The organism is Pseudomonas sp. NPDC087817 (assembly GCF_044742875.1).
GTDB lineage: Bacteria > Pseudomonadota > Gammaproteobacteria > Pseudomonadales > Pseudomonadaceae > Aquipseudomonas.
The window spans coordinates 1-12768 of record NZ_JBIUVJ010000092.1 but is presented as its reverse complement, the minus strand read 5'-3'; the positions used below and the strand labels follow the sequence as shown (position 1 = coordinate 12768).

Below are 12768 nucleotides of genomic sequence, written 5' to 3'. Positions count from 1 at the left end.
GGCCCGAAGCGCCGCAAGATGACGGACACCGAACTGGCGGCCTTCGAACAGAAATACGGCTACAAGCCAACCGCTATCCCGGTTGCCGTGGACGCCCTGGCGGTGTTCGTACACAAAGACAACCCGATCCAGCACCTGACCATGGAACAGGTTGATGCGATCTTCTCGTCGACCCGTCTGTGCGGCGCCAAAACCGACGTGAAAACCTGGGGCGACCTGGGCGTGACCGGCGACCTGGCCAACAAGCCAGTGCAACTGTTCGGCCGTAACTCGGTATCCGGCACCTACGGCTACTTCAAAGAAGAAGCCCTGTGCAAAGGCGACTACACGCCAAACGTCAACGAACAACCAGGCTCGGCTTCGGTCGTGCAGTCGATCAGCTCCTCGCTGAACGGCATCGGTTACTCGGGCATCGGCTACAAAACCGCCAGCGTGAAGACTGTTGCTCTGTCGAAGAAAGGCAGCACTGACTTCATCGAAGACACCGAAGAGAACGCCCTGAACGGCAAGTACCCACTGTCGCGTTTCCTCTACGTGTACGTGAACAAAGCCCCGAACAAGCCTCTGGCTCCGCTGGAAGCTGAGTTCGTGAAACTGGTTCTGTCCAAACAGGGCCAGGAAGTTGTAGTGAAAGACGGCTACATCCCACTGCCTGCCAAGGTTGCTGCAAAAGCACTGGCTGACCTGGGTCTGCAAGAAGGCGGCGCTGAAGTCGCAAAGAAGTAACAAATTGAGTCCGGGGTGAGCTCCGCCTGACTCAAGGAAAAAGGCCGGATCTGCTTGCAGGCCGGCCTTTTCCACACCTCAAATTTTCGATCCTCTGCCAGTCCTGCTGGCGGTGGATTTGCTGCGTCACTGCACTGTCATCTTTCTGTCATACAGGATCGCTAGGGTGAGCGCATGAATGATCTGGCCAATTCCCACATGACTACTAATCCTCCCAAGCGCATTGATTTCAATACGCCTGAGCTGCAACGCAAGCGCCGCATTCGCGCGCTCAAGGATCGCTTCACCCGCTGGTACGTCCTCGTTGGCGGTCTCGCGGTGCTGGCAGCCATCACCCTGATCTTCTTCTTCCTCGCCTACGTGGTTGCGCCGCTGTTCAAAGGTGCCGACCTGACTGCGAAAGATGCCATTACTCCCGCGTGGATGCAGGACGCTGGCAAGCCGCTGATGATTTCGCTCGAAGAGCAGAATCAGGTGGCGATGCGCGTTTCCGACAAGGGTCAGGCGCTGTTCTTCGACATCGACAATGGCGCTGAATTGAAGCGCGTCGATTTGCCGGTTCCGGCCGGCACTACCGTAACCTCCATCGGCGAAGACCAGCCAGGTCATCCGCTGGTAGCCGTCGGCCTGTCCAACGGCCAGGCGCTGGTGTTCCGTCACACCTATAAAGTCAGCTACCCCGACGGCAAGAAAACCATCACCCCGGCCATCGAATACCCGTACGGCGAGACGCCGATCGCGCTGAACGAAGCCGGCGGTGCGCTTGAGCACGTCAGCCTCAACGCGACCGACACAACCCTGATGCTGGTGGGTTCGACCGGTTCGCAACTCAACGTTCTGTCGCTGACCAGCGAAGAAAACATGATGACCGGCGAAGTCACCAACGAGCAGAAGCGCATCGAGCTGCCGCAGATGACTGAACCGGTAAAAAACATCTTCGTCGACCCGCGTCAGCAATGGCTGTACGTGGTCAACGGGCGTGCCCAGGCCGACGTCTTCAGCCTGCGCGACAAGAGCCTCAACGGCCGCTACAAACTGCTGGAAAACGCTGACGCCGAAGTCACCGCGACCACGCAACTGGTCGGTGGTATCTCGCTGATCGTCGGTGACTCCAAGGGTGGTCTGGCCCAGTGGTTCATGGCCCGCGATACCGATGGCGAGTTGCGTCTGAAGCAGATCCGCACCTTCCAGATGGGCACGACGCCAATCGTTGAAATCACTGCTGAAGAACGCCGCAAAGGCTTCCTCGCCCTCGATGCCAGCGGCAAGCTCGGCGTGTTCCACAGCACCGCGCACCGCACTTTGCTGGTTGATCAGGTAGTGGAAGGCCAAGGCCTGTTCGGTCTGTCGCCACGCGCCAACCGCGTGATCGTCGAAGCCGGCGGCAAGCTGCAACCGCTGCTGCTCGACAACCCACACCCGGAAGTTTCGTGGAGCGCGTTGTGGAGCAAGGTCTGGTACGAAAACTACGACGAGCCTAAATACGTCTGGCAATCGACCGCCGCCAACACCGATTTCGAACCGAAACTGAGCCTCTCGCCACTGACCTTCGGCACCCTGAAAGCCGCGTTCTACGCGATGCTGCTGGCCGCGCCGCTGGCCGTCGCCGCTGCAATCTACACCGCCTACTTCATGGCTCCGGGCATGCGCCGCAAGGTCAAACCGGTCATCGAACTGATGGAAGCGATGCCGACGGTGATCCTCGGTTTCTTCGCTGGCCTGTTCCTCGCACCTTATGTCGAAGGGCATCTGCCGGGCATCTTCAGCCTGCTGATGTTGCTGCCTATCGGTATTCTGGTCGCCGGTTTCACCTTCAGTCGCCTGCCTGAGTCGATCCGCCTGAAAGTCCCGGACGGTTGGGAAAGTGCGCTGCTGATCCCGGTGATCCTGTTTGTGGGCTGGCTGTCGCTGTACATGAGTCCGTTCATGGAGAACTGGTTCTTCGGCGGTGATATGCGCATGTGGATCTCCCACGACCTGGGCATCACCTACGACCAGCGCAACGCTCTGGTAGTCGGTCTGGCCATGGGCTTCGCGGTAATCCCGAACATCTATTCGATTGCCGAAGATGCCGTGTTCAGTGTGCCGCGTGGCCTGACCCTCGGCTCGCTGGCTCTCGGCGCCACGCCATGGCAGACCATGACCCGCGTGGTCATCCTGACCGCCAGCCCGGGCATCTTCTCGGCATTGATGATCGGCATGGGCCGTGCGGTCGGCGAAACCATGATCGTGTTGATGGCTACCGGTAACACCCCGGTCATGGAAATGAACCTGTTCGAAGGTCTGCGCACCCTGGCCGCCAACGTCGCGGTGGAAATGCCGGAGTCGGAAGTCGGCGGCAGCCACTACCGCGTGCTGTTCCTCTCGGCGCTGGTGCTGCTGCTGTTCACCTTCGTCATGAACACCCTGGCAGAACTGATTCGTCAGCGTCTGCGCAAGAAATACTCGTCGCTTTAAGCAAAGGTAGAAGTCTGTGAAACAGAACTCCCTGAAAGGATGGTTCAAGAGCGGCGCCCCGGGCGTCTGGATCAGCGGTGGCGCGGTGTCCATCGCGGTCATCATGACCATTGGCCTGCTGGCCGTGATTGCCGTGCGCGGTCTCGGTCACTTCTGGCCGGCGGATCTGATCCACGCCAGTTACGACGTGCCGGGCCAGGCCCAGCACCTGGTCGTCGGTGAAGTGGTACAGAAGGAAGAAGTCCCGCGTGCCCGACTGAAGAGCGCTGGTTTGCCAGTGCCGGATCAGGGCCCGGAATTCATGACCCGCGAGCTGATCAAGGTCGGCAACCGTGACTTGAACGGCAACGACTTCACCTGGATCGTCGGCGAGTGGCTGACCAACCAGACCACGCCGCCAGAGTTGATGGCGATCGAGCGTCGCGAGTGGGGCAACTTCTACGGCTATCTGGTCAACGTCAAACAGGACGGCAAAGTCATCGCCGAGGGCGAGGCTGCATGGCCTGAGCTGCAGGCGCGGATCAACCGTGTGAACGGCCTCGCTGCACAGCTCAAGTCGCTGGAAAAGACTGACATCGGCGCGATTAACGCAGGTCTGGAGCGCATCCGTCTGCACGGCCGCAAACTGGAACTGGAAGGCAAACTCGACGCCACCGCGCAAGCGGACATGGAGTCCGAGCGCGCCGAGCTGAACGCACGTTATCAGGACATCGAAGCGCGGCTGGCCGATCTGCATGCGCAGTTCAACCGCGATGCCTTGACCGCTCGCGATGCCAACGGCAAAGAGATCGAAATCGGTCTGGGCAAAGTGGTTCACGCCTACCAACCGAACGCGATGAGCACGTTCACCAAGGTCGGTTTCTACTTCAGCAAGATCTGGGAATTCCTCTCGGACGACCCGCGTGAAGCGAACACCGAAGGCGGGATCTTCCCGGCGATCTTCGGCACCGTGATGATGACCCTGATCATGGCGATGATCGTAACGCCGTTCGGCGTGCTGGCGGCGGTGTACCTGCGTGAATACGCCAAGCAGAACACCCTGACGCGGATCATCCGTATCGCGGTGAACAACCTCGCCGGTGTGCCGGCGATCGTTTACGGCGTGTTCGGTCTGGGCTTCTTCGTTTACGTACTCGGTGGTTCGGTCGACCGTTTGTTCTTCCCTGAAGCGCTGCCGGCACCGACCTTCGGTACACCGGGTCTGCTCTGGGCTTCGTTGACCCTGGCGCTGCTGGCGGTGCCGGTGGTGATCGTGGCCACCGAAGAAGGTCTGGCGCGTATCCCGCGCACCGTGCGTGAAGGCTCGTTGGCCCTCGGCGCGACCAAGGCTGAAACCTTGTGGAAGATCGTGATCCCGATGGCCAGCCCGGCCATGATGACCGGCATGATCCTCGCGGTGGCCCGTGCCGCCGGTGAAGTGGCGCCACTGATGCTGGTGGGTGTGGTGAAACTGGCGCCGTCGCTGCCGGTGGATGGCAACTACCCGTACCTGCACCTGGATCAGAAAATCATGCACCTGGGCTTCCACATTTATGACGTTGGCTTCCAGAGCCCGAACGTCGAAGCGGCACGTCCGCTGGTGTACGCCACGGCGCTGTTGCTGGTGTTGGTGATCGCCACGCTAAACCTTTCGGCGGTGTATATCCGTAACCACCTGCGCGAAAAATACAAAGCTCTAGACAGTTAAAACCAATCCTGTGGGAGCTGGCTTGCCAGCGATGCAGGCGACGCGGTGTTTCAGTTACACCGCGGTGATGCCATCGCTGGCAAGCCAGCTCCCACAGGGATCGCGACAAAAACTGAATTTGCGTTACCCGCTGGTTTGGCCAGTGGTTCAACGAACCGAATTTGTTAGCACAGGGAGCCTCCCATGCAGCACGAAACACATACCCACGGCATCAACATGTCTGCCCTGGGCCGCGACAAGCAAAGCCTGAACCTGGCGCAGGAAACCGTGGCCATCGAAGTACCCGGCCTGAGTCTTTACTACGGCGAGAAACAAGCGCTGTTCGACGTCAGCATGAACATTCCGAAACAGCGCGTGACCGCGTTCATCGGCCCGTCCGGCTGCGGTAAGTCGACCTTGCTGCGCACCTTCAACCGCATGAACGATCTGGTTGACGGCTGCCGTGTTGAAGGCGCGATCAACCTCTACGGCAACAACATCTACCGCAAGGGCGAAGACGTCGCCGAGTTGCGCCGTCGCGTCGGCATGGTGTTCCAGAAGCCCAACCCGTTCCCGAAAACCATCTACGAAAACGTGGTGTACGGCCTGCGTATCCAAGGCATCAACAAGAAACGCATCCTCGACGAAGCCGTTGAGTGGGCACTCAAAGGCGCGGCGCTGTGGGACGAAGTCAAAGACCGTCTGCACGACTCGGCACTCGGCCTGTCCGGTGGTCAGCAGCAACGTCTGGTGATCGCACGTACCATCGCGGTGGAGCCGGAAGTGCTGCTGCTCGACGAACCGTGCTCGGCCCTCGACCCGATCTCGACGCTGAAAGTCGAAGAGCTGATCTACGAGCTGAAATCCAAGTTCACCATCGTCATCGTGACCCACAACATGCAACAGGCCGCGCGGGTGTCCGACTACACGGCGTTCATGTACATGGGCAAACTGGTGGAATTCGGCGACACCGATACCCTGTTCACCAATCCGGCGAAGAAGCAGACCGAAGACTACATCACGGGGCGGTACGGCTAGCCGTACAGCTGCAAGCCGCAAGCTTCAAGCGGCAAGAAAGATGCGGTGCGATATCAGGACTTATACATAACTGCTTGAAGCTTGCAGCTTGAAGCTTGCAACTTTCGCGGAGCGAACAATGATTTCTAAAGAAGGCCTTACCCATCACATCTCTGCGCAGTTCAACGCCGAGCTTGAGGAAGTGCGCAGCCACCTCCTGGCCATGGGCGGGCTGGTCGAGAAGCAGGTCAATGACGCGGTGACCGCGCTGATCGAGGCCGACTCCGGTCTGGCTCAGCAGGTGCGCGAGATCGATGACCAGATCAACCAGATGGAACGCAACATCGACGAAGAATGCCTGCGCATTCTCGCTCGTCGTCAGCCGGCGGCGTCTGACCTGCGTCTGATCATCAGCATCTCCAAGTCGGTGATCGACCTTGAACGCATCGGCGACGAAGCGACCAAGATCGCCCGCCGTGCGATTCAGCTGTGCGAAGAAGGCGAAGCGCCACGCGGTTACGTCGAGGTTCGCCACATCGGCGACCAAGTGCGCAACATGGTTCGCGATGCGCTGGACGCGTTTGCCCGTTTCGACGCCGATCTGGCGCTTTCGGTGGCGCAGTACGACAAGATCATCGACCGCGAATACAAGACTGCCCTGCGTGAGCTGGCGACTTACATGATGGAAGACCCGCGCTCTATCTCGCGGGTCTTGAGCATCATCTGGGTGCTGCGTTCGCTGGAGCGGATCGGCGATCACGCGCGCAACATCTCCGAATTGGTCATCTACCTGGTGCGCGGCACCGACGTGCGCCACATGGGCCTCAAGCGCATGAAAGAAGAAGTTGAAGGCACAAGCGGCGAAACCGCTAATGTTCCGGGCGATGCTGACGATAAGTAAGATTGCCTGAGAAAAGCGCCCGGCCCTTTGGCCGGGCGTTTTTGTTTAGGGCGCATCGAATTGAAAAGCAGCACCCGCGAACGAAAAGTCCCGGCGTGACTGAAGATTGTTGGCAATGTGCCATCAGTAAAAGCGGTATGCTTGCCGGGATTTTTATAGGGGTGTTGGATGAGCAAGATCAGTGTGTTGGTCGTGGACGACGCTTCGTTCATTCGTGACCTGGTAAAAAAGTGCCTGCGTAACTACTTCCCCGGGATCCGCACCGAGGACGCCGTCAACGGTAAAAAAGCTCAAGCGATGCTGGCCAGAGAAGCCTTCGACCTGGTCCTGTGCGACTGGGAAATGCCGGAAATGTCGGGCCTCGAACTGCTGACCTGGTGCCGCGAGCAAGACAATCTCAAGACCATGCCGTTTGTCATGGTCACCAGCCGTGGCGACAAGGAAAACGTCGTGCAGGCGATTCAGGCCGGCGTGTCCGGCTACGTCAGCAAGCCGTTCACCAACGAGCAACTGCTGACCAAGGTCAAGCAGGCGCTGAACAAGGTCGGCAAGCTCGACACCCTGATGAACAGCGCACCGACCAAGATGAACTCGGCGTTCGGCAATGATTCGCTCAGTGCGTTGACGGGCGGCAAGCCTGCCGTGGTCGGTGGCGCTCCGGCGGCCGCTGCGGTCAATCCGTTCGCCAAGCCTGCCGCTGCTGCGCCGGCACCCGCCGCTGCGCCGTCCCGTGGCCTGCTCAACAGCCCGCCAGTGCAGGCACCTGCCGCGTCGAAAGCGCCGGCCGGTGGTCGTGGTCAGGGCCAGTTGCGCCTGCCAAGCGGCAACCAGCAGTGCGTGATCAAGGCCCTGAGCATCAAGGAAGCGCTGTTGGTGGTGAAGCGCACCGACACCCTGCCGCAGATCCTCGACAGCGCTGTGCTCGATCTGGAGCAGGGCGACAACGCCGAAATCGCCCGCCTCAATGGCTATCTGCACGCCATCGTCGCCCACGAGCAGAAAGCCGACAGCGACTGGCTGCAACTGACGTTCCGCTTCGTCGATCAGGACGCGCAGAAACTCGATTACATCTCTCGTCTGATCGCCCGCGGTACGGCGCAGAAGCACTTCGTTCCGGGCGCGTAACACAGTTTTACGCTGATCGTTCCCACGCTCTGCGTGGGAATGCCTCAACCGGACGCTCCGCGTCCTCTCGCATGGGACGCAGAGCGTCCCGGGCTGCATCCCCACGCAGAGCGTGGGGACGATCATTTGAAACATCTGTCGACTAGCCTGGTCTGTCTCAGCTGCTAGGCTCTCTTCCAGGCCTTACTTCGACAGACTCTTGCCCATGCTCGCGCGCCTGCTGTTTTTCTGTGGTCTTTTCATGGCCTCCACCTCGGCTGTGGCCATGACCATTTACAAATCCACCGATGCCAACGGCGTGGTCTCGTACAGCGACCGTCCGAGCAAAGGCGCGCAGGTGTTCGTGTTTCAGGACCGCATGGTCGAACGCCTCGAACGGCAGGTGTACCTCGACATCAAGAAGCAGAAGGGCGCCGACGTGGTGTTTGTGCGCAACGACCTGTATGCGCCGGTAGAGGTAGCACTGGCGTTTACCGGAATGAGCAACGTGCGTGGCGCACCGGCGCAAACCATCCGCCGGGTACTGCCGGCGCGCAGTAATACGCGCCTGGCATTGCTGACAGCGGTTTCCGGTAAGCAGCCGCTGGTGTACACGCCGCAATTTCACTACTCCCTCGGCGACCCTGCCGGAACCGCACAGGGCTATCGCTATCCGCTGCCCTGGCGCGGTGGGCCGTTCCGTCTGAGCCAGGGCGCCAACGGCCAATACAGCCACTACGGGCCGAAAAACAAGTACGCAATGGACATCGCCATGCCGGTCGGCACGCCGATTATTGCGGCACGGGCAGGGGTAGTGGTGAAAACCGAGAATTCACAGAGCGGGCGCGGCAACGATGCGTCGGGCAATTTCGTTCGGGTACTGCACGATGACGGCACGATGGGCGTGTACCTGCATCTCAAGCAGGGCTCTGTGAGCGTGCGCGAAGGGCAAAGGGTGACGGTGGGCAGTCCGTTGGCGCTGTCAGGCAACACCGGCAACAGCAGCGGCCCGCACCTGCACTTTGTGATACAGCGCAACAGCGGCGCGGGGCTGGTGTCGATTCCCTATCAGTTCAACCAGCCGGTAGGGGCGTTGCCCAACTTTGCGTTGGGCAAACAATAAACACACGAGGGATCAGATGTGGATGGCTTTTGTGGCGAGGGGATTTATCCCCGATGGAGGGCGCAGCCGTCCCAAAACCATTGAATGCTTGTGTCAGATGCTACACGAATGCAGATTCAGGGCCGCTTCGCAGCCCATGGGGGATAAATCCCCTCACCACAGAAACCGCCCCCAGAACACCCATCAATCCAGCATCAACACCTTCGCCAACACAATCTTCGGTCCTTTCATCTTCTTGATGATGATCCGTAGACCTTCGACTTCCAGCACTTCTTCCTCTTCCGGCACCCGTTTCAGGGTCTCGTAGACCAGCCCGGCAAGGGTTTCTGCTTCGATGTGGTCAAGGTCGATACCCAGCAGACGCTCAACCTTGAACAACGGCGTATCGCCGCGCACCAGCAGCTTGCCCGGCTGATAGGCGAGGATCCCGCGCTCAGCCTTGCGGTGTTCGTCCTGGATATCACCGACCAGCACTTCCAGCACGTCTTCCATGGTCAGGTAGCCAATGATGTTGCCGTCAGCCTCCTCGACCACGGCGAAGTGCGAGCCGCCCTTGCGGAACTGCTCCAGCAACTGCGACAGCGGCATGTGCCGCGACACGCGCTCCAGCGGACGGGTCAGCTCGGCCAGGTTGAACGACTCGGGGATGTGATCCAGCGCCGCCAGTTCCAGCAGCAGATCCTTGATGTGCAGCAGGCCGACGAACTCCTGGCGCTCGCTGTCGTACACCGGGTAACGGCTGAACTTGTGGCGACGGAACATCGCGAGAATTTCTTTCAGCGGCGCGTTGAATTCCAGGGTGATCAGGTCTTCGCGGGAGTTGGCCCAGTCGACCACTTCCAGTTCGCCCATTTCCACCGCCGAGGCCAGTACGCGCATGCCTTGGTCGCTCGGATCCTGACCACGGCTGGAGTGCAGGATCAGTTTCAGTTCTTCGCGGCTGTAATGGTGTTCGTGGTGCGGGCCGGGTTCACCTTGGCCGGCGATACGCAAAATGGCGTTGGCGCTGGCGTTAAGCAGGTAGATCGCCGGGTACATCGCCCAGTAGAACAGGTACAGCGGCACCGCCGTCCACAGCGACAGCAGCTCGGGTTTTCGGATCGCCCACGACTTGGGGGCCAATTCGCCGACGACGATGTGCAGGTACGAAATGATGAAGAACGCGGTGAAGAACGACACACCTTTGACGATCTCCGGCGACTGCACGCCGACCGCGCTCAGCAGCGGTTCGAGAATGTGCGCGAACGCCGGCTCACCGACCCAGCCGAGGCCGAGGGAGGCGAGGGTGATACCGAGCTGGCACGCCGAGAGGTACGCATCGAGCTGACTGTGTACGGTGCGCAGAATGTGTCCGCGCCAGCCGTTCTGATCAGCGATGGCCTCGACCCGGGTCGAGCGCAGTTTGACCATGGCGAACTCTGCCGCAACGAAGAAGCCGTTGAGCAAAACCAGGATCAGAGCAAAAAGGATCATGCCGAAATCGGCGAATATTGTTGCGAGGGACAAGCCAGGGGAAGGGTCCATGATGGAGTTTTGCGGGTTCCGTGTGATTCAAGAGAGGTAAAAGCCGCGCCTGAAAGGCAGGCACAAGTCAGCCAATGTAGCGGCTGACATGGCGATTGCCTAGTGGTGAGTGCCGGTCGGTCTTACTCGGCGGCGCTGATCGCCCGCGCTTGAGCGACTTGAGCCGGGGCGAAATGGCAGGTAAACGTGCTGCCATGACCGGGCACGCTACTGATCTCCATGCGTGCGCGGTGGCGCAGCAGCACGTGTTTGACGATGGCCAGGCCGAGGCCGGTGCCGCCGGTGTTGGAGTTACGGCTGGAGTCGACGCGGTAGAAGCGTTCGGTCAGGCGCGGCAGGTGTTTGCTGTCGATGCCTATGCCGGAATCCTGCACGCTCAAGTGCGCGCCCTGATCGTCGCCCCACCAGCGAATGCGGATGTTGCCCTCGGCCGGGGTGTACTTCACCGCGTTGAATACCAGATTGGAAAACGCGCTGCGCAGTTCCGCCTCGCTGCCCTTGAGCAGCAGGCTGGCGTCGGCTTCGAGGGTGATGCGCTGGTTTTTCGAGCCGGACAATTGCTGCGCATCGCTCTTGATCGATTGCAGCAGCGTATCGACCTGTACGGGTTGGTTGTCCGACGGGTAATCAGTGGCTTCCAGTTTCGCCAGCAGCAGCAAGTCGTTGAGCAGCGTTTGCATGCGCCCGCCCTGTTGCTGCATCTGCTGCAAGGCACGGCTCCAGCGCGGGTTCACTTCTTCGACGTTGTCGAGCAGGGTTTCCAGATAACCGCAGATCACCGTCAACGGCGTGCGCAGTTCGTGGGAGACGTTGGCGATGAAGTCTTTGCGCATCTGTTCCAGCTGATGGATGCGCGTGACGTCGCGCACCAACATCAAGTGTTCGTTGTTGCCGTAGCGCGTGAGATACAACTGAATGCGCACGCGATCATTGGTCGGCGAGGGGATTTCCAGCGGTTCGGCGTAGCTTTCCTGCTCGAAGTATTCCTTGAAGCGCGGATGCCGTACCAGGTTGGTCACCGGTTGGCCGCTGTCTTGCGGGGTCTTGAGCCCGAGCAGGGTTTCGGCGGCGCGGTTCCACCATTCGAGGTTGCCGTCGCTGTCGAGCATGATCACCGCGTCTTTCAGCGCGGCGGTGGATTCCTGAACCCGGTCGATCACCGCTTGCAGGCGCCCGCGCACCCGTTGGTCGCGGCGTTGCAGGTGATAGATGCTGTCGAACACTTCGCCCCACAGGCCATAGCCGTCGGGCGGTGCTTCATCGGGTTGATGCAGGCGCAGCCATTCGTGCAGACGCAGCAATTGCTTGAGCGTCCAGGCCAGGTAAATCCCCAGACCCGCCGCGAGGCTCCAGCCGTAGTAGCCGCTGATCAGGCCGATCACCAGGCAAACGGTGACCAGCAACAGCATGTGGCGAATCAGGGTGCCATGCCAGTTTTGATTCACGGGGGCGTCCTTAGCCGCAGCTTCAAATTTCAAGCTGCAAGCTACAAGTCAGAGCGGCTCGCTGTTTCTTGCCGCTTGTAGCTAGAAGCTTGCAGCTGTTTTTATGCTTTTGTGGAGAACCGGTAGCCGGTGCCGCGCACGGTTTGTACCAGATTTTCGTAGGCGTCGCCGAGGGCCTTGCGCAGGCGTCGGATGTGCACGTCGACGGTGCGCTCTTCAACATAGACGTTGCCGCCCCAGACCTGATCCAGCAACTGGCCACGGGTGTAGGCGCGTTCCTGGTGGGTCATGAAGAATTGCAGCAGACGATATTCGGTCGGGCCCATCTCGGCCGGTTTGCCGTCGATGGTCACGCGGTGGCTGATCGGGTCGAGCAACAAGCCGCCGACTTCGATTGGCGCTTCGCCATCGGTCGGGCCGGCGCGGCGCAGCACGGCCTTGAGGCGTGCCACCAGTTCGCGGGGGGAAAACGGTTTGGTGATGTAGTCGTCGGCGCCGACTTCCAGACCCTGGATCTTGTTGTCCTCTTCGCCCTTGGCGGTGAGCATGATAATCGGGATGTCCCCGGTCAGCTCATCACGTTTCAGACGACGGGCCAGCTCGATGCCGGAGGTGCCGGGCAGCATCCAGTCGAGCAGGATCAGGTCCGGTTTGCGGTCGACGATGATGGCGTGCGCCTGCTGCGAGTTCTCCGCCTCGAGGCAGTCATAGCCGGCCATTTCCAACGCAACGGCGATCATTTCGCCACGGGGCGCTTCGTCGTCGACGATCAGAATGCTCCTGCCACCCATGCCATACTCCACTT

General features: G+C 60.3%; 10 protein-coding genes. 7 read left to right on the top strand and 3 right to left on the bottom strand.

Going from position 1 to position 12768, the window contains the following annotated elements; translation table 11 throughout:
* The 7 genes from ACIONG_RS28210 to ACIONG_RS28180 form a co-directional block, all read left to right on the top strand.
* Positions 1–726 (top strand): phosphate ABC transporter substrate-binding protein PstS family protein (locus ACIONG_RS28210; protein ID WP_401304093.1); only part of this gene is annotated, 726 nt, incomplete at its 5' end.
* 423 nt (positions 727–1149) lie between these two features.
* Complete coding sequence (locus ACIONG_RS28205; RefSeq protein ID WP_401304098.1) at positions 1150–3183, top strand: ABC transporter permease subunit; 2034 nt, start codon at positions 1150–1152, stop codon at positions 3181–3183.
* 16 nt (positions 3184–3199) lie between these two features.
* Entirely contained in the window at positions 3200–4870 is a 1671-nt protein-coding gene (gene pstA, locus ACIONG_RS28200; protein ID WP_103302699.1) for a phosphate ABC transporter permease PstA, read from the top strand.
* Positions 4871–5053: 183 nt separating this feature from the next.
* Positions 5054–5887, top strand: coding sequence for a phosphate ABC transporter ATP-binding protein PstB (gene pstB / locus ACIONG_RS28195; protein WP_103302696.1), 834 nt, complete (start codon positions 5054–5056; stop codon positions 5885–5887).
* A 118-nt stretch (positions 5888–6005) separates the two neighbouring features.
* Positions 6006–6767, top strand: coding sequence for a phosphate signaling complex protein PhoU (phoU, locus tag ACIONG_RS28190; protein WP_007954334.1), 762 nt, complete (start codon positions 6006–6008; stop codon positions 6765–6767).
* A 168-nt stretch (positions 6768–6935) separates the two neighbouring features.
* The gene (locus ACIONG_RS28185; protein WP_201229384.1) at positions 6936–7892 is read left to right on the top strand and encodes a response regulator; all 957 of its coding nucleotides are present in this window, start codon (positions 6936–6938) and stop codon (positions 7890–7892) included.
* A gap of 205 nt (positions 7893–8097) precedes the next feature.
* Positions 8098–8994, top strand: coding sequence for a peptidoglycan DD-metalloendopeptidase family protein (locus ACIONG_RS28180; protein ID WP_401304088.1), 897 nt, complete (start codon positions 8098–8100; stop codon positions 8992–8994).
* Between the two features lie 183 nt (positions 8995–9177).
* Here ACIONG_RS28180 and ACIONG_RS28175 read toward each other — a convergent pair whose 3' ends face one another.
* The 3 genes from ACIONG_RS28175 to phoB all read right to left on the bottom strand — a co-directional run bounded on the left by ACIONG_RS28175 (position 9178) and on the right by phoB (position 12754).
* Positions 9178–10518 (bottom strand): hemolysin family protein, encoded by a 1341-nt coding sequence (locus ACIONG_RS28175; RefSeq protein WP_007920256.1) that lies wholly within the window; start codon positions 10516–10518, stop codon positions 9178–9180.
* Positions 10519–10640: 122 nt separating this feature from the next.
* Positions 10641–11963 carry a phosphate regulon sensor histidine kinase PhoR gene (phoR, locus tag ACIONG_RS28170; protein WP_213027007.1) on the bottom strand — a complete coding sequence of 441 codons (1323 nt, stop codon included), beginning with the start codon at positions 11961–11963 and terminating at the stop codon, positions 10641–10643.
* A gap of 101 nt (positions 11964–12064) precedes the next feature.
* The gene (gene phoB, locus ACIONG_RS28165; protein WP_401304096.1) at positions 12065–12754 is read right to left on the bottom strand and encodes a phosphate regulon transcriptional regulator PhoB; all 690 of its coding nucleotides are present in this window, start codon (positions 12752–12754) and stop codon (positions 12065–12067) included.
* Between the last annotated feature and the right edge of the window lie 14 nt (positions 12755–12768).